The sequence below is a fragment of the Pseudomonas sp. HR96 genome (genome assembly GCF_034059295.1).
In the GTDB taxonomy this organism is placed as follows: Bacteria; Pseudomonadota; Gammaproteobacteria; order Pseudomonadales; family Pseudomonadaceae; genus Aquipseudomonas.
On sequence record NZ_CP139141.1, the window covers coordinates 1,002,960 to 1,018,119 of the forward strand.

Below are 15,160 nucleotides of genomic sequence, written 5' to 3' on the forward strand. Positions count from 1 at the left end.
TTTTTCATGGGGCCATGACAGCCCTCAAGCGTAGTGCTGCGCCCCGTCGTTCGGCGTAGCGGCCAGGCCCAGGGCCTCGTCGCTCTGTGCGCGGACTCGGCGATACAGCTCGGCGTCGGTCTGCAGGGCCTTTTCACGGGCCGGGAAGATTTCCTCAAGCTTGCTCGACCAGGCGGCCGAACGCGTCTGCTCGGGGAAGCAGCGCTCGAGCAGCTCGAGCATGATCGACACGGTCACCGAGGCGCCCGGGGAGGCCCCAAGCAGCGCTGCCAGCGAGCCATCCTTCGCCGACACCAGCTCGGTGCCGAACTGCAGGATGCCGCCCTTCTTCGCGTCCTTCTTGATGATCTGCACGCGCTGGCCAGCCACTTCCAGACGCCAGTCTTCGGCTTTGGCCTCGGGGTAGAAGCGGCGCAGCGAGTCCAGGCGTTGCTCCATGGACTGGCGGACTTCGCTCATCAGGTACTTGGTCAGGTCCATGTTGTCGCGGGCCACCGCGAGCATCGGGCCGATGTTGCCGGCGCGTACCGACAGCGGCAGGTCGAGGAACGAACCGTGCTTGAGGAACTTGGTGGTGAAGCCGGCGTAAGGCCCGAACAGCAGGGACTTCTTGCCGTCGACCACGCGGGTGTCCAGGTGCGGCACCGACATCGGCGGCGAACCTACCGCAGCCTGGCTGTAGACCTTGGCCTGGTGGCGCTCGACCACTTCCGGCTTGTCGCAACGCAGCCACTGGCCGCTGACCGGGAAGCCGCCGAAGCCCTTGCTCTCGTCGATGCCCGACAGTTGCAGCAGCGGCAGGGCTGCGCCACCGGCGCCGAGGAAGACGAATTTGGCATCCAGCTCACGGCTGCTGCCGCTGACGGCATCCTTGATGGTCACGCGCCAGCCGCTGCCCTGACGGCTCAGGCCGGTGACCTTGCTGGAATACTTGACCTTGGCATTGGCAGTGCTGCCCAGGTGGGCCAGCAGCTTGTTGGTCAAGGCGCCGAAGTTGACGTCGGTGCCGCCCATCACGCGGGTGGCGGCGATCTGCTGGTCGGCGGGGCGGCCCGGCATCATCAGCGGCATCCACTCGACCATGGTGGCTTTGTCTTCGGTGTAGAGCATGTCGGCGAAGGCATGATGCTGCTTGAGCATCTCCCAGCGCTTCTTGAGGAACGCCACGCCCTTGTCACCCTCGACGTAGCTCAGGTGCGGGATGGGGTTGATGAATTCTCGGGCCGCACCGAAGCTGCCCTTGCGTTGCAGGTGCGCCCAGAACTGCTTGGACACCTCGAACTGCGAGTTGATCTGCACGGCTTTCTTGATGTCGACCGAGCCGTCGGCGGCCTGAGGCGTGTAGTTCAGTTCGCACAGCCCGGCATGACCGGTACCGGCGTTGTTCCATGGGTTGGAACTCTCGGCGGCGCCGGAGTCCATGGCCTCGACCACTTCCAGCGTGAGCGTCGGGTCCAGTTCCTTGAGCAGTACGGCCAGGGTGGCACTCATGATGCCAGCCCCAACAAGTACGACATCGACTGCTTCGTTGTGCGCCATGTAACGCGTCTCCAAAATCTTCAGCACCAATTTGACAGCAAGGCGTCGCGTTTGCCATTCGACCATCGGTCAGCGCAATCGTCTTGCCCAGCGAAAAGCGTCAGGCCCGGGTGGTTGAGGGCACCAGGGTGCCGGCGGTGGATGCTGTTCGGGACGTCGATAAAGCTATTGTGAATGCAGAACTGTTCATTTGCTCGCCACACTCTTGTGAAGTAGGAATGATGTACGCAGACATCGCTCTTGCACGCTCTTTTGGAGTCGTTAACCTCGAAAAGGGCCACCCCCGTCACGCGTGCAGATGGATGCGCGGCAAATGGCAGCTCTGGCAGGGCAGGGCGAAATCGGTGGGGGTCACCCGCCACGGCGCTTCGGACCTGCTCTGGATGGGCGGCTCTCTGTGGGCAATGCGGGAGCAAATGGCAGCATTTGCATTGATGCGAGGCCCGATCAGGAGACGTCCTTATAATCGGGGGGAGATTATAACGATGAATCGCCGAGAAATGATCCTGTTACATGACATTTCTTGGACGCTGGAGGCGAAAGTGGGCGGTGACTGGCCAGTCTTTTGCGGGCCGGCGCGTCGCTTTCCAGCCGCGCTGGTTTGCCGGGGGCGGGCACCGCTATACTGCGGCCCTGTTGCCTATTCCCTTGGAGAGACGAGCATGTTGCAACGCCTGTTGTTCGGTTTGATCGCTGTGGCCACCTTGACCTTGGCCGGTTGTGCCAACAGCCCGCAACAACTCAGCCCGGAACCTCGGCTGACCTCGCAATTCGCCGCCGTCGGCCAGGGCCAGCAGGTGGCCGTGCGTGTGGTCGATGGCCGCGCCTCGCAAAGCCTCGGCACTCGCGGTGGCCTGTACCCGGAGACCAGCGCGGTGACCGTCAATGGCTCCGACCTGCTGCCCAAGCTGCAGGCCCAGACCGAAGCGGCCGTGCGCCTGCTGGGTTTCACCCCGACCCAGGGCGGCAGCGGCCCGCAGTTGACCCTGACCCTGACCGACCTCAAATACCAGTCGCCTAAAGACAGCATGTACGTGACCGAGGCTACCATCAGCGCCAACTTCCGCGCCGACGTGGTCAGCGGCAGCCGCCACTACAGCGGCCGTTATGCCGCCTCGCTGGACCAGCGTTTCGGCATGGCGCCGAACCAGGAAACCAACACCCGGCTGGTCAGTGATGTGTTGAGCGATGCGCTGACCCGCGTATTCAAGGATGCCACCATCGGGCAGACCCTCAGCCAGCAGTAAGTCGCCGCAAAGATTCCCCCTAGGACCGAGCGAGCTCGGTCCTAGGGGGGCACCTTCAAGCCGCCTGGTACAACTCCAGCAGGCTGATCCCGGTCGCCAGGTCCACTTCCGGCCAGTCGCGGTGCTGGTGCCCGCCCAATGCGCAATACACCACCCACTGGCGATCCTGCACGTTGAAGGCAAGCGCGTCGATCAGCGCTTGCTGTTCGTCGCTGGGGGCGATCAGGTAGAGGCGGTCCTGGTTCTGGGCGTGCAGCATGACGATCTCCGAGGCTGTGCAAATGAGGTGCGACAGCCTGGCGCTTTTACATGACGGGCGTATGACGTTGCCCTATAAAGGCAGGCCGGCCTTGACCCGGTACTGGTTGCGCACCGGCGTGGCGTACTGCACCACCAGGTAGGGCTGCTGCTCCACCGGGCATTCGTCCAGGCGGCTTTGCCATTCTTCCCTGGCCTGGGCCAGCTCCTCCTCACCGAACACCTCTTCGGCGCGCGGCACCTGCAGGCTCGGGTCGGCGTCGGCCCACTGCGCGTAAGCCAGGTAATGCACCGGGAACAGGCGGTAGCCGCCGAGAATCAGGCGGTCGACCTCGGCCGCCAATTGCTTGGTGTCTTCGAACACCTCGCTGATCGGCGGTGCGAAATTGACGTGCACCCGGCCCTTGTAGCCAGTGATGCCCTTGGCGATGCTCTGGTCGTCCTCGCCCGGCGCCTTGGTGTAGCTGCCGGTGGTGGCGCGCAGGTAGAGCTCGCGGGCCTTGGCCTGGTCGCAGGGGTCGTACTCGTAGCTGATCGACACCGGGGTCAGGTTGAGTGAGCGGATCACCTCGCCGAACGGCTCGTCCTTGCGGCTCATGTGAAACATTTTCAGGATCGCCGAATCGGTACGGTCGTCACCGTCCTTGGCACGCCCCTCGGCCTGAGCGATCCAGATCGACTGGCAGTCTTTGCGGATCGAGTGGCTGATATAGGCCGACAGCAGTTGGTAGGCCGCCAGTTTTTCCCGGCGCCCGCTCAGCGAGCGATGCACGATGAAGCTCTTGTTCAGGCGCATCAGGTCGCTGACGAAGGGCTTTTGCAGCAGGTTGTCGCCGATGGCGATGCGCGGCGTGGGCAGGCCGGCGTGGTACACCGCATAGTTGACGAAGGCCGGGTCCATGACGATGTCGCGATGGTTGGCCAGAAACAGATAGGCGCTGCCCGACTTGAATTGTTCGACGCCGGTGTAGGTCACACCGTCGGTGGCGCGGTCGATGGTTTTGTCGACGTAATACTCGACCTTGTCCTGCAGGGTCGCGACGTTGGTGACGCTGGCGAACTCTTTGCGCAGTCGATGGGCTATAAGTGGTTTGAGCGCCCAGCTGAACGCGCCGGCGGTGCGCGGAAAACGAAAGTGGGTGAGGATGTCGAGAAACGCCTGGTCGCTGAGCAGCCGTGCCAGTACGGCAGGTACCTCGGCGTCGTCATACGGTCGGATGGCATCGAATTCGCCCATCATGCTCTCTTGTTGTAAACGGCTGGTGATCGAGACTGCGCTGGTGTTCATGAAAACCCAACGTTGCAAAGTAGACCGGCGATTATACGCATAACTGAAGTGGAGAGACCGTGATGCTGGAAACCCAAGCGTACGACTGCCCCTATTGCGGCGAGCCGGCCGAGGCGGTGCTGGACCTGTCCGGCGGCGACCAGCAGTACATCGAGGACTGCCCGGTGTGCTGCCGGCCCATTGTCTTCAACCTGCAGACCGATGGCCAGGAATGGATGCTGGACGTGTACAGCGAGAACGAATGATGCGCCGAGTCTATGAGCCTGGAAGCCTGATGGAAGCGCAGATGCTGGTCGACATGCTTGCCAGTGAAGGCGTGCAGGCCTACCTCAGTGGCGGCGATCTGGTTGGCGGCATGGGCGACCTGCCGGCCATGGGGCTGCTGTCGTTGAATGTCGATAACGACCAGGCCGAGCACGCGCGCCAACTGATCGCCGAGTACAATGCGGCCTTGCCGTTGTCCGGCGATGATCAACCGGACAGCGTTCCCGGTATTTTGCTGTGCTGAGTGGCTGCTGTCGGTGGGCCCAAGAGTGTTTTTGCTGATGTGTGGACGTTACGCTTTATTTCGCTGGTCGCCGGCCTTTGCCGCGCTGCCGGGCTTTCCTGCCGACCAGCAGGCGCAGTGGAACATCTCGCCGGGCGATTCGGTGCTGATCCAGCGTCTGGACGCCGGCCAGCCGCAATTGGCCCGCGCACGCTGGGGCCTGACGCCGGCCTGGCTGACCGACTTGTCGCGCACCCCGGCCCATGCTCGCGCCGAGACCGTGGTCGAACAGCCGATGTTCCGCGAGGCGTTGCGCCTGCGCCGCTGCCTGTTGCCCGCCAACGGTTTTTACGAATGGCGCGGCAGCGTGCGCAAGCGTCCTTACTGGTTGACGCCGGGGGAGGGCTCCTCGCTGTTCTTTGCAGCGATCTGGGAGGCCTACCCGGTGCAGGAACAGGTCTGGCTGAGCACTGCGGTGATTACCCAGCCGGCCGCCGGGCAGCGCCGGCCACTGATCCTCGACGCGGCCGGCCAGCAAGCCTGGCTCGACCCCGACACGCCGATGCCGGTGCTGCATACCTTGCTTGCTGCGCCGCCGGCGGCGTTGCGCGAGCGGCCGCTGGCCAATCTGATCAATGATCCCAAGCTCAACGCGCCGGAGTGCCTGACCCCGGCGTGATAAGGCTTTTGGCCATGCAATTGTATCGAAGGCAATACAAAGACTAGGATGACCCGGTTTTCATCAGGAGTCCGAGTATGCGCACATCACTCTCCATCGCCTGCGCCGCGATGCTGCTGGCCGGTTGCCAGGCGGTCAACACCACCGATCCTGGCGCCGTGGGCGTCGACCGCAAGCAATACATGTTCAGCCTGCTGACCACCGACCAGGTCAACCAGATGTACGCCCAGTCCTATCAGCAGACCGTCAGCGAAGCGAGCACCAAGGGCGAACTGGCCAAGGGCAGCAGCGACGACACCCGGGTGCAGGCCATTGCCAAGCGCCTGATTGCCCAGGCGCCGACGCTGCGCGCCGACTCGGCGCAGTGGCAGTGGGAGGTCAATGTGATCAAGAGCGATGAGCTCAATGCCAACTGCGGGCCTGGCGGCAAGATCATCGTCTATTCGGGGTTGATCGATAAGCTGCAATTGTCCGACGACGAGATCGCCGCCGTGATGGGCCATGAGATCGCCCATGCCCTGCGTGAGCATGGCCGCGAGGCGATGTCCAAGGCCTACGGCGTGCAGATGGCCCGCGATGGCGCGGGCAGTCTGCTGGGTCTGGGCCAGGACAGCCTGGCACTGGCCGACACCGTGGTGCAGTACAGCCTGACCCTGCCCAACAGTCGTGCCAACGAGAACGAAGCCGACCTGCTCGGCCTCGAACTGGCGGCCCGAGCCGGCTATAACCCCAACGCCGCCATCACCCTGTGGAACAAGATGGGCGCCGCCGCCAATGGGTCGGCGCCCCCCGAGTTCATGAGCACGCACCCGGCCTCGGCCAACCGTATCGCCGCGTTGCAGGCGGCGATCCCCAAGGTGATGCCGCTGTATCAGAAGACCTTGTGACTCACGCCCCGCTACTGACCTTAATGGCCTGATACACCGCAATGATCGCCAGCACGAAGAACGCCGCAGCGGCGACCCGGCGAATCAAGGTCAGTGGCAGGCGGTCGGCGGCGAAGTTGCCGGCCAGCACCACGGGCACGTTGGCGATCAGCATGCCCAGGGTGGTGCCGATGATCACCAGCAGCAGGTCCGGATACTGCGCGGCGAGCATGATGGTGGCGACCTGGGTCTTGTCGCCGATCTCGGCGATGAAGAAGGCGATCAGGGTGGTCAGGAATGGACCGAACGCGCGCTTGGTGGTGGCTTCGTCGTCGTCCATCTTGTCCGGCACCAGAGTCCACAGCGCGGTGGCGGTGAAGCTGGCGGCGAGAATCCAGTGCAGGATCGAGTCGGTCAGGTAGCTGCTGATCCAGGCCCCCACGGCCCCGGCGGCGGCATGGTTGGCCAGGGTCGCGGCGACGATGCCGGCGATGATCGGCCAAGGCTTGCGAAAGCGTGCCGCCAGGATCAGGGCGAGCAATTGGGTCTTGTCGCCGATTTCGGCGAGGGCCACGATCCCGGTAGGGACGAGAAGGGATTCCAGCATCAGGTGAGTTCCTATGGGGGCGGGTCGACACGGCTATGACACGTACAGCCTCCCCGCCCCGGGTAAGGTGTGCGTGTCATAGGTCTTGTCAAACCCCGGACTCGTCTGGCGCGAATCGCTGGGTCGCACGCGCCATGGTCTGTGGACCAAGTATGTTGACGCGTGCCGGACGAGCATGGCGCTCGTGGGAGACTACTCCCCTAGGACGGAGCGGATTCTGCCTAGGCGAAAGCGTTTGTGCAAGCGCGGAATCTACCCACGTTTGGCGCGATAGACCTTGAACCCTTGGCCTTCTGCCAGTACGGCGCATATGCCCAGATGCTTCTCGATCAACGGCTGATAGCGCAGGAAGCTATTGGCGACCAGCCGGAGTTCGCCGCCTTTTTTCAGATGTTTGGCCGCTTTTTGCAGCATGTTTTCCGACGCCTGATAATCGGTGTGCACTCCGGTATGGAACGGCGGGTTGCTCAGAATGGCGTCGAGAAAGCGTGGTGCGGCATCTATGCCATCACCGACGATCACCTCGGCTTCCAGGCCGTTGGCCGCCAGGGTCAGGCGGCTGCTGGCGGCGGCGAAGGCATCCACGTCCAACATTGTTACGGTATTTTGCGGATAGCGGCGCTTGATCGCTGCGCCGAGCACCCCGGCGCCGCAGCCGAAGTCGAGCACGTGGCCCTGGGTCAGGCCGGCCAGATGCTCGAGCAACAGCGCGGTGCCGCGATCCAGGCGGCCGTGGCTGAACACCCCGGGCAAGGTCACCACCTTGAGCGGCGCGTCGCCCACCGGCAGTTCGTAGTGCTGGGCAAGGCTTTGCAGGCTCACCGCCGCAGGCGGTGTATCGACCTGCACCTGCCAGAGCTGACAGTGACGAGCGCTGTCGAGTTTGCGTGGCGTGCCAAAGGCATGCAGCTGCTTGGAGGCCCCTTCGATGCCACCGCGTTTTTCGCCCACCAGAAACAGCTGTTTGCCGCCCAGGCGGCAGGCGAGGGCGTTGAGCAGGTAGTTGGCCAGGTCTCGGGATTTGGGCAGAAACAGCACGGCGGCTTCGAATGAAGACTCCGGCGCCTCGACACCGAAGGCGCTACGACCTTCGAAGCGGGCCTGCAGAGCGCTCTGGTCGCCCGCGTGCCAGCACCAGCCGTGAGCTTCAGGCAACTGGCCGAGCAGGTCGTCGGCAGGCAAGCCGGCCAGCAGCAGCGGGCCTTGGAACAGGTGGGCTTGGCGAAGCAGCACTTCACTGCGCGGGTCCATGGGGGCTCCTGGCAAAAGGGCGGAGTCTATCAGGGCTGGCGGGGTTACCAAACATCTCGGGGGCCAGGAGGCCGGCTTCAGCCGGCATTGGCTGCCAATTGACCCATGATCCGCTGCCGCGCTTCGCGGCTGCCCCAGGCGTTGTGCGGGGTGACGATCAGCCGTGGAATGTCATCGGCCAACAGCGGATTGCCCTGGGTTGGCGGCTCCGTCGTCAACACATCGGTGGCCGCACCGCCCAGATGCCCCGCACGCAACGCATCGGCCAGCGCCTGTTCGTCGATCAAGCCACCGCGCCCGGTATTGACCACGAATGCGCCAGGCTTGAGCAGGCGCAACTGCTCGGCGCCGATCAGGTGACGGGTCTGCTCGGTCAGCGGGCAGTGCAGGGTCAAGGCATCGATCTGCGGCAGCAGTTCGGCCAGTGGCAACCGGTCCGCGCGCTCGGGGCGGCCGGGCAGCTGGCCGATCAGCACTCGCATGCCGAAGGCTTCGGCCAGCCTGCCCACCGCGCTGCCGAGTTCGCCATGGCCGAGCAGCCCGAGGGTCTTGCCCTGCAGCTCGACGATGGGGAAATCCAGCAGGCAGAACTGGCTGGCCTGCTGCCAGCGCCCGGCCTTGACCGCCTGTTGATAGTCGGCAAAACGGGTGGCCAGGGCCAGCAGGAGCATGAGGGTGTGCTGGGCCACCGACGGCGTCCCGTAGCCCTTGCAGTTGCGTACGGGGATGCCGCGCGCCTGGGCGGCGCCCAGGTCGATGTTGTTGGTGCCGGTGGCCGCCACCAGAATCAGCTTGAGCTGCGGGCACTGAGCGAGGGTCTCGGCGCTCAGCGGTACCTTGTTGACGATGGCCACCTCGAAGCCTTGCAGGCGCGCCACGATCTGCTCGGCGGCGGTCGCCTCATGCAGTTGCAGGTCGCTGAACACCGCCTGCAGGGGCGCCGGGTCGAGGTCGCCGAGGTCCAGCGAGCGGTAGTCGAGAAACACGGCGCGAGGCAAGGTCATCGGCAAATCTCCTGAGCAAAATTGCCCTAACCCTAGGCCCTGCGCTGTCCGGGTACAAGTGCAGGCAACTGTATCTTTCAGTTGTGCGCAAGCGGGGGTAAGGTAGCCGGCTTGTCGATCGACCCTGCCGAGGCCGCCATGTACTGGACCGAATTTCTGACCGTTGCGCTGATCCACCTGCTGGCCGTGGCCAGCCCCGGGCCGGACTTTGCCGTGGTGGTGCGCGAGAGCGTGACCCATGGCCGCCGCGCCGGCACCTGGACGGCCTTCGGGGTCGGCTCGGCGATCTTCCTGCATGTGGGCTATTCGCTGCTGGGCATCGGCCTGATCGTGTCGCAGTCGATCGTGCTGTTCAACGCCCTCAAATGGCTGGCGGCCGCCTACCTGCTGTACATCGGCTTCAAGGCGCTGCGCGCGCGGCCGGCGCCAGCCGGCGCCGAGCAGGTACAGGCCGAACCCAGGGTGCGTACCCCGCGTCAGGCCTACGTGGCCGGTTTCATGACCAATGGCCTGAACCCCAAGGCCACCCTGTTTTTCCTCTCGCTGTTCACCGTGGTCATCAATCCGCACACGCCGCTGCTGGTACAGGCAGGCTATGGCGTCTACCTGGCACTGGCCACCGGCCTGTGGTTCTGCCTGGTGGCGATGCTGTTCAGCCAGCAACGCGTGCGCGCCGGTTTCGCCCGCATGGGCCACTGGTTCGACCGCACCATGGGGGCTGTGCTGATTGCCCTTGGGGTAAAAATCGCCTTCACCCAGATGCGCTGAGTTGATCGAGCGCTCAAGAAATGCCGGGGCGGCGCCGATAACGCTGATATCGCAAACTCATTGTGGAGGGCCTGGATCGCCCCATTGCCCGCCATAGATGGCTCCTGCAGTCGCCTGGCCCGCCGATTGGCCGCCATACAACAATGCATTAGAGAGCCGTGTCGATGACCGCAAGCAAACCTTTCTGGCGCCGGGCCAGGTTGCCCCTGGCCGTGAGCCTCGCCTCGTCGCTGGCTACACCGGCATTGGCCTTGAGCTTCAATGTCGGCGAAATGGAAGGGCAGTTCGATTCTTCGCTGTCGATCGGCAGCAGCTGGTCCACGCAGAACCCCGACAAGAATCTGATCGGCGCCAATAACGGCGGCCATGGCCTGTCGCAGACCACTGACGACGGCCACCTGAACTTCAAGGCCGGGCAGAGCTTCTCGCAGATCTTCAAGGGCGTGCACGACCTGGAGCTCAAATACGGCGACTCCGGGGTCTTCCTGCGTGGCAAGTACTGGTATGACTTCAAGCTGCAGGACGACGACCTCGACTTCAAGAACGTCAGCGATGCCGGGCGCAAGGAGGCCGCCAAGTCGTCCGGTTTCGAACTGCTCGATGCTTTCGTCTACCACAACTACAACATCGGCGACTTGCCAGGCTCGGTGCGGCTGGGCAAGCAGGTGGTCAACTGGGGCGAGAGCACTTTCATCGGTGGCGGCATCAACACCATCAACCCCATCGACGTCTCGGCCTTCCGCCGCCCTGGCGCGGAAATCAAGGAAGGGCTGATTCCGGTCGACATGTTCTATGTGTCGCAGAACCTCACCGACAACTGGTCGGCCGAAGGCTTCTACCAGTTGCAGTGGCAGCAGACGGTAGTGGACAACTGCGGCACCTTCTTCGCCAACTCCGACGTCTCGGCGCCTGGTTGCAGCAACAACCTGGCGGTGCTGCGTACCCGGGCCGGCCTCAACGGCTCGCTGGCGACCGCCGGGCAATCGCCGGCCGCAATTGCGGCCATCGATCGCGGCCTGGCGGCGCAGGGCGTGAGCTTCGGTGCGCCCGATGAAGGCGTGATCGTGCGCCGGGCATCGGACCGCGACCCGAGCAACAGCGGCCAGTTCGGGGTGGCCACGCATTACATGTTCGAGCCGCTGGACACCGAGTTCGGCGCCTATTTCATGAACTACCACAGCCGCCTGCCGATTTTCAGCGGGCACGGTGCGCCTTCGTCGTTCTACAGCGCCAGCCCGCTGGCGTCGCTGCTGATCGCCGGCAATTCCAGCTATTTCATGGAGTACCCCGAGGACATTCGGCTGTATGGGCTGAGCTTCGCCACCACCCTGCCGGAGGGCACCGCCTGGAGCGGCGAGATCAGCTATAGGCCCAACCTGCCGATCCAGCTCAACACTACCGACGTGCTGTTCGCCGGGCTGACGCCGCTCAACCCCAATGTCTCGCCGCTGCAGGCCAGCCCCGACACCGATCTGCACGGTTACCGGCGCAAGGAAGTGACCCAGGCGCAGACCACCTTCACGCACTTCTTCGACCAGGTCATGGGGGCCGAGCGGTTGACCACCGTCGCCGAGGTCGGCTGGACCCACGTTGGCGGCCTCGACAGCAGTTCCAAGGCGCGCTACGGCCGCGATGCCACCTTTGGCCCCGGGCCACTGGCCAACGGCACCTGCCAGGCGCTCAACGCCCAGGCGCTGGCGGGCGCGGCGCAGAACAACGTCAGTCGCTATTGCGAAAATGACGGTTTCACCACGGCCGATTCCTGGGGCTACCGAGCCCGCGCCATCTGGGATTACAACAACGTGTTCGCCGGTATCAACCTCAAGCCCAACCTGGCCTGGTCCCATGACGTCAAAGGCTACTCGCCAAGCCCCGGCGGCAATTTCGAGGAAGGCCGCAAGGCCATCAGCCTGGGGCTCGACGCCGACTACCAGAACACCTACACGGTGGGCCTGTCGTACACCAACTTTTTTGGCGGCAGGTACAGCACCGTGGATGACCGCGACTTCGTCGCGCTCAGCGCCGGCATGACCTTCTGACCCCTACCGCCTCGAGGAGCACGCTCATGAAAACAACAACGCTTGCCTGGCGGGTCGGGGCATTGGCGCTGTCACTGCTGGCCAGCAGCGTAATGGCCGCCGTGCCGCCGGCCGACGCCGCCCGGCTCGGTACCACGCTGACACCCATGGGCGCCGAGCAGGCCGGCAATGCCGCCGGGACCATTCCGGCCTGGGCGCCGCTGGCGAAAAACGCCGGGGCCGTCGACGCCAAGGGCTTCCTTGCCGACCCCTATGCCAGCGAAAAACCTTTGTTCACCATCACTGCGCAGAATCTGGAGGCGTACAAGGACAAGCTCTCGCCCGGCCAGTACGCAATGTTCAAGCGCTACCCGGACAGCTACAGAATGCCGGTCTACCCGTCCCATCGCGGCGCCACAGTGCCGGATGCGGTATTTGCCGCGATCCGCCAGAATGCCCTGAAGAGTCGCCTGGTGGCCGGTGGCAACGGCCTGGAGGACTTCCAGACGGCGGTGCCGTTCCCGATTCCGCGAAACGGTCTCGAAGTGATCTGGAACCACATCACCCGCTACCGCGGCGGCAGCGTCAAGCGCCAGGTCAATCAGGCCACGCCGCAGCAGAACGGCTCCTACAGCCTGGTCAGCTTCGAAGACCAGTTCGTCTTTCGCGACCAGATGAAGGACTTCGACCCGGCCAACCCGGGCAATGTGCTGTTCTATTTCAAGCAGAGCGTCACCGCCCCGGCCCGCCTGGCCGGCACCGTGCTGCTGGTGCACGAGACCCTCGACCAGGTCAGGGAGCCGCGCGAAGCCTGGGTCTACAACGCCGGCCAGCGCCGCGTGCGGCGTGCACCACAGGTCGCCTACGACGGCCCGGGCACGGCCGCCGATGGCCTGCGTACGGCCGACAACCTTGACATGTTCAACGGCGCCCCCGATCGCTACGACTGGAAGCTTTTGGGCAAGCAGGAGATGTACATCGCCGAGGACAGCTACAAGCTCGACTCGCCGAGTCTAAAGTACGATGACATCCTCAAGGCCGGTCACCTCAACCAGGATCTGACCCGCTACGAGCTGCGTCGGGTCTGGCACGTCGTGGCCACGCTCAAGGAAGGCCAGCGGCATATCTACGCCAAGCGCGACTTCTACTTCGACGAGGACACCTGGCAGGCCGCGGTGATCGACCACTATGACGGGCGCGGCCAGTTGTGGCGCGTGGCCGAGGCCCACGCCCAGGACTACTACAACGTGCAGGTGCCCTGGTACACCCTGGAGGTGCTGTACGACCTGCAGTCGGGGCGCTACCTGGCGCTGGGCATGAAGAACGAGGAAAAGTCCGCCTACGATTTCGGCTTCAAGGCCTCGACCGCGGACTTCAGTGCCGCGGCGTTGCGCCAGGACGGGGTTCGATAGCCGCAGGGTAGGGCGCGGTGCTGTCAGCGCTGGGCTGGCGGCACCCAGTTTTCCAACCGTAGGCCAGGCACGCGGGCGAACTCGCGCTGGTTGTTGCTGACCATGATCAACCCCAGTGAGCGGGCGTGCGCGGCGATCATCAGGTCGTAGGGCCCGATCATGTTGCCGGCCTTCGCCAGCTCGGCGCGCAGCTGCCCGGTATGGGCGGCTGCGCCAGGATCGTAGTCAAGCACCTCGAGCCGCGCGACGAAGCCTTCGATGACGTTGAGGTTGGCCGCCGGTGAGGCGGACTTTTCAGCGCCGTAGATCAGTTCCATGAGCGTGATGGAGCTTATGCACAGTTGCTCCTGAGCCCCCACGAAGCGGTCGCGAACGACTGCCGGTTTGTTCTTGATGGTGTAGATGCAGATGTTGGTGTCGAGCATGTACTTGAGCATCAGAACGCCTCGCGCTCCTGCTGGGCAGGTTGTTCACGCTCGTTCATGAAATCCTCGGTGACGCCGTTGCCATCGAACCAGCAATCCCAGGATTCGCCGGCCGGAGAGATGATGCGCGTGCGCCCGACGCTGACGATGTCGACCTTGGTGACGTCGTCAGGCAAGGCCGCAGCTTTTGGCATGCGGATGGCCTGGCTGCGATTGCTCTTGAATACTGAGCCCTGGTCCATGATTGACCTCCAATCGAATGATTTTTCTGAGTCGAAGTCTAGAGAAGCTGTTGGATATGTCAATGGGATATCCCTCCTTGGGGTGCACGGCCATGACGGCCGTCATCAGGGGGAAAGGCTGCTCCTTTTTGCCGACGTGCGCTTGAGGATTGTGTAACCGGAAGTCGCCGATAGCCCCTGTATAATGGGCGCTTGTGAAAATTCCTCTCACAATATTTCACGGAATCAAACCCCGATTTCGTGTTCATATTCGGGCACGATTTCCTCGTGGAAGTCGCTGTCCGTCTTCAGTGTTCAGGAGCTCTGCCATGTTTACCTCGCGTCGTCTGATCGCCCTTGCCGCCGCCGCTGCGGTGCTGTCCGGCTGTGCCGGCCAACAGAATCCCTACGCCAACCAGGGCCAGGCGCAGGGCTCTTCCGGTGGGGTCAGCAACACCGCCAAATACGGCGGCCTGGGCGCACTGGCCGGCGCCGTGGCAGGCGCGGCCATCGATCACAACAATCGCGGCAAGGGCGCACTGATCGGTGCCGCAGTGGTAGGCGCCGGTGCCGCCGGCTACGGCTACTACGCCGACAAGCAGGAAGCGGCGCTGCGGGCGCAGATGGCCAATACCGGCGTGCAGGTGCAGCGCCAGGGTGACCAGATCAAGCTGATCATGCCGGGCAACATCACCTTCGCCACCGACTCCTCGGCCATCTCCAGCAGCTTCTACACGCCGCTGAACAACCTGGCCAATTCGTTCAAGCAGTTCAATGAGAACAGCATCGAGATCGTCGGCTTTACCGACAGCACCGGCAGCCGCCAGCACAACATGGACCTGTCGCAGCAGCGCGCACAGGCCGTGGCGACTTACCTGACCTCGCAAGGCGTGGATGGCTCGCGCCTGTCAGTACGCGGCGCCGGGCCCGACCAGCCGATCGCCAGCAACGCTGATGCCAACGGCCGCGCGCAGAACCGCCGCGTCGAGGTGAACCTCAAGCCGATTCCCGGCCAGCAGTATCAGCAGCCGGCGCAGCAGTAACCCCCGCAAAGGCTCGGAGTCATGCCCCTCCCACAACTGCTGGGAAA

At 64.0% G+C, this 15,160-nt stretch carries 17 protein-coding genes and 1 riboswitch; of the genes, 9 read left to right on the top strand and 8 right to left on the bottom strand.

Translation table 11 applies throughout. The features are described 5' to 3' along the window. Positions 1-24: 24 nt before the first annotated feature. Complete coding sequence (mqo, locus tag SFA35_RS04725; RefSeq protein ID WP_320575737.1) at positions 25-1,539, bottom strand: malate dehydrogenase (quinone); 1,515 nt, start codon at positions 1,537-1,539, stop codon at positions 25-27. 662 nt (positions 1,540-2,201) lie between these two features. On the opposite strand from mqo, the gene SFA35_RS04730 reads away from it, so the two are divergent. Next, a complete protein-coding gene (locus SFA35_RS04730) occupies positions 2,202-2,786 on the top strand; it encodes a YajG family lipoprotein (protein ID WP_320575740.1) in 585 nt (194 codons plus the stop codon). 55 nt (positions 2,787-2,841) lie between these two features. Here the strand turns inward: SFA35_RS04730 and SFA35_RS04735 are convergent, their stop codons facing one another. Then, entirely contained in the window at positions 2,842-3,045 is a 204-nt protein-coding gene (locus SFA35_RS04735; protein WP_320575742.1) for a hypothetical protein, read from the bottom strand. 72 nt (positions 3,046-3,117) lie between these two features. Further along, positions 3,118-4,284, bottom strand: coding sequence for a 1-acyl-sn-glycerol-3-phosphate acyltransferase (locus tag SFA35_RS04740; protein WP_320578835.1), 1,167 nt, complete (start codon positions 4,282-4,284; stop codon positions 3,118-3,120). 110 nt (positions 4,285-4,394) lie between these two features. On the opposite strand from SFA35_RS04740, the gene SFA35_RS04745 reads away from it, so the two are divergent. The 4 genes from SFA35_RS04745 to SFA35_RS04760 all read left to right on the top strand — a co-directional run bounded on the left by SFA35_RS04745 (position 4,395) and on the right by SFA35_RS04760 (position 6,385). Continuing rightward, positions 4,395-4,577 (top strand): CPXCG motif-containing cysteine-rich protein, encoded by a 183-nt coding sequence (locus tag SFA35_RS04745; RefSeq protein WP_320575743.1) that lies wholly within the window; start codon positions 4,395-4,397, stop codon positions 4,575-4,577. Continuing rightward, complete coding sequence (locus tag SFA35_RS04750; RefSeq protein ID WP_320575745.1) at positions 4,577-4,840, top strand: putative signal transducing protein; 264 nt, start codon at positions 4,577-4,579, stop codon at positions 4,838-4,840. Before SFA35_RS04745 ends, SFA35_RS04750 begins: the two co-directional genes overlap by 1 nt. 37 nt (positions 4,841-4,877) lie before the next feature. Further along, positions 4,878-5,498, top strand: a complete 621-nt coding sequence (locus tag SFA35_RS04755; RefSeq protein WP_320575747.1) for an SOS response-associated peptidase — start codon at positions 4,878-4,880, stop codon at positions 5,496-5,498. Between the two features lie 77 nt (positions 5,499-5,575). Continuing rightward, positions 5,576-6,385, top strand: coding sequence for a M48 family metallopeptidase (locus tag SFA35_RS04760; RefSeq protein ID WP_320575749.1), 810 nt, complete (start codon positions 5,576-5,578; stop codon positions 6,383-6,385). 1 nt (position 6,386) lies between these two features. On the opposite strand, the gene SFA35_RS04765 is transcribed toward SFA35_RS04760, so the two are convergent. The 3 genes from SFA35_RS04765 to SFA35_RS04775 all read right to left on the bottom strand — a co-directional run bounded on the left by SFA35_RS04765 (position 6,387) and on the right by SFA35_RS04775 (position 9,226). After that, positions 6,387-6,971 carry a TMEM165/GDT1 family protein gene (locus tag SFA35_RS04765; RefSeq protein WP_320575751.1) on the bottom strand — a complete coding sequence of 195 codons (585 nt, stop codon included), beginning with the start codon at positions 6,969-6,971 and terminating at the stop codon, positions 6,387-6,389. Between the two features lie 91 nt (positions 6,972-7,062). Continuing rightward, positions 7,063-7,184: riboswitch (yybP-ykoY riboswitch) on the bottom strand. A gap of 39 nt (positions 7,185-7,223) precedes the next feature. Continuing rightward, positions 7,224-8,222 carry a class I SAM-dependent methyltransferase gene (locus tag SFA35_RS04770; RefSeq protein ID WP_320575753.1) on the bottom strand — a complete coding sequence of 333 codons (999 nt, stop codon included), beginning with the start codon at positions 8,220-8,222 and terminating at the stop codon, positions 7,224-7,226. 77 nt (positions 8,223-8,299) lie between these two features. Next, the gene (locus tag SFA35_RS04775; protein WP_414058494.1) at positions 8,300-9,226 is read right to left on the bottom strand and encodes a 2-hydroxyacid dehydrogenase; all 927 of its coding nucleotides are present in this window, start codon (positions 9,224-9,226) and stop codon (positions 8,300-8,302) included. Positions 9,227-9,364: 138 nt separating this feature from the next. Between SFA35_RS04775 and SFA35_RS04780 the strand changes: the two genes are divergently transcribed. From SFA35_RS04780 to SFA35_RS04790, 3 genes are all read left to right on the top strand, one after another. Continuing rightward, a complete protein-coding gene (locus SFA35_RS04780; RefSeq protein ID WP_320578837.1) occupies positions 9,365-9,994 on the top strand; it encodes a LysE family translocator in 630 nt (209 codons plus the stop codon). A gap of 164 nt (positions 9,995-10,158) precedes the next feature. Further along, a complete protein-coding gene (locus tag SFA35_RS04785; protein ID WP_320575757.1) occupies positions 10,159-12,033 on the top strand; it encodes a DUF1302 domain-containing protein in 1,875 nt (624 codons plus the stop codon). Between the two features lie 26 nt (positions 12,034-12,059). Further along, complete coding sequence (locus tag SFA35_RS04790; protein WP_320575759.1) at positions 12,060-13,424, top strand: DUF1329 domain-containing protein; 1,365 nt, start codon at positions 12,060-12,062, stop codon at positions 13,422-13,424. A 23-nt stretch (positions 13,425-13,447) separates the two neighbouring features. Here SFA35_RS04790 and vapC read toward each other — a convergent pair whose 3' ends face one another. Further along, entirely contained in the window at positions 13,448-13,861 is a 414-nt protein-coding gene (gene vapC / locus SFA35_RS04795; RefSeq protein ID WP_320575761.1) for a type II toxin-antitoxin system tRNA(fMet)-specific endonuclease VapC, read from the bottom strand. Next, positions 13,861-14,091, bottom strand: coding sequence for a type II toxin-antitoxin system VapB family antitoxin (vapB, locus tag SFA35_RS04800; RefSeq protein ID WP_320575763.1), 231 nt, complete (start codon positions 14,089-14,091; stop codon positions 13,861-13,863). The genes vapC and vapB overlap by 1 nt, the downstream gene beginning before the upstream one ends. Before the next feature lie 308 nt (positions 14,092-14,399). On the opposite strand from vapB, the gene SFA35_RS04805 reads away from it, so the two are divergent. After that, positions 14,400-15,113 carry an OmpA family protein gene (locus tag SFA35_RS04805; RefSeq protein WP_320575765.1) on the top strand — a complete coding sequence of 238 codons (714 nt, stop codon included), beginning with the start codon at positions 14,400-14,402 and terminating at the stop codon, positions 15,111-15,113. The last annotated feature ends 47 nt before the right edge of the window (positions 15,114-15,160 follow it).

Bases quoted from the DNA above. Each gene is read 5' to 3' on its own strand.
- SFA35_RS04730 (WP_320575740.1), top strand. From the start codon at position 2,202: ATGTTGCAACGCCTGTTGTTCGGTTTGATCGCTGTGGCCACCTTGACC.
- SFA35_RS04805 (WP_320575765.1), top strand. From the start codon at position 14,400: ATGTTTACCTCGCGTCGTCTGATCGCCCTTGCCGCCGCCGCTGCGGTG.
- SFA35_RS04745 (WP_320575743.1), top strand. From the start codon at position 4,395: ATGCTGGAAACCCAAGCGTACGACTGCCCCTATTGCGGCGAGCCGGCC.
- SFA35_RS04790 (WP_320575759.1), top strand. From the start codon at position 12,060: ATGAAAACAACAACGCTTGCCTGGCGGGTCGGGGCATTGGCGCTGTCA.
- SFA35_RS04785 (WP_320575757.1), top strand. From the start codon at position 10,159: ATGACCGCAAGCAAACCTTTCTGGCGCCGGGCCAGGTTGCCCCTGGCC.
- SFA35_RS04740 (WP_320578835.1), bottom strand. From the start codon at position 4,284: ATGATGGGCGAATTCGATGCCATCCGACCGTATGACGACGCCGAGGTA.
- vapC (WP_320575761.1), bottom strand. From the start codon at position 13,861: ATGCTCAAGTACATGCTCGACACCAACATCTGCATCTACACCATCAAG.
- SFA35_RS04780 (WP_320578837.1), top strand. From the start codon at position 9,365: ATGTACTGGACCGAATTTCTGACCGTTGCGCTGATCCACCTGCTGGCC.
- vapB (WP_320575763.1), bottom strand. From the start codon at position 14,091: ATGGACCAGGGCTCAGTATTCAAGAGCAATCGCAGCCAGGCCATCCGC.
- SFA35_RS04755 (WP_320575747.1), top strand. From the start codon at position 4,878: ATGTGTGGACGTTACGCTTTATTTCGCTGGTCGCCGGCCTTTGCCGCG.
- SFA35_RS04735 (WP_320575742.1), bottom strand. From the start codon at position 3,045: ATGCTGCACGCCCAGAACCAGGACCGCCTCTACCTGATCGCCCCCAGC.
- SFA35_RS04770 (WP_320575753.1), bottom strand. From the start codon at position 8,222: ATGGACCCGCGCAGTGAAGTGCTGCTTCGCCAAGCCCACCTGTTCCAA.
- SFA35_RS04750 (WP_320575745.1), top strand. From the start codon at position 4,577: ATGCGCCGAGTCTATGAGCCTGGAAGCCTGATGGAAGCGCAGATGCTG.
- SFA35_RS04775 (WP_414058494.1), bottom strand. From the start codon at position 9,226: ATGACCTTGCCTCGCGCCGTGTTTCTCGACTACCGCTCGCTGGACCTC.
- mqo (WP_320575737.1), bottom strand. From the start codon at position 1,539: ATGGCGCACAACGAAGCAGTCGATGTCGTACTTGTTGGGGCTGGCATC.
- SFA35_RS04765 (WP_320575751.1), bottom strand. From the start codon at position 6,971: ATGCTGGAATCCCTTCTCGTCCCTACCGGGATCGTGGCCCTCGCCGAA.
- SFA35_RS04760 (WP_320575749.1), top strand. From the start codon at position 5,576: ATGCGCACATCACTCTCCATCGCCTGCGCCGCGATGCTGCTGGCCGGT.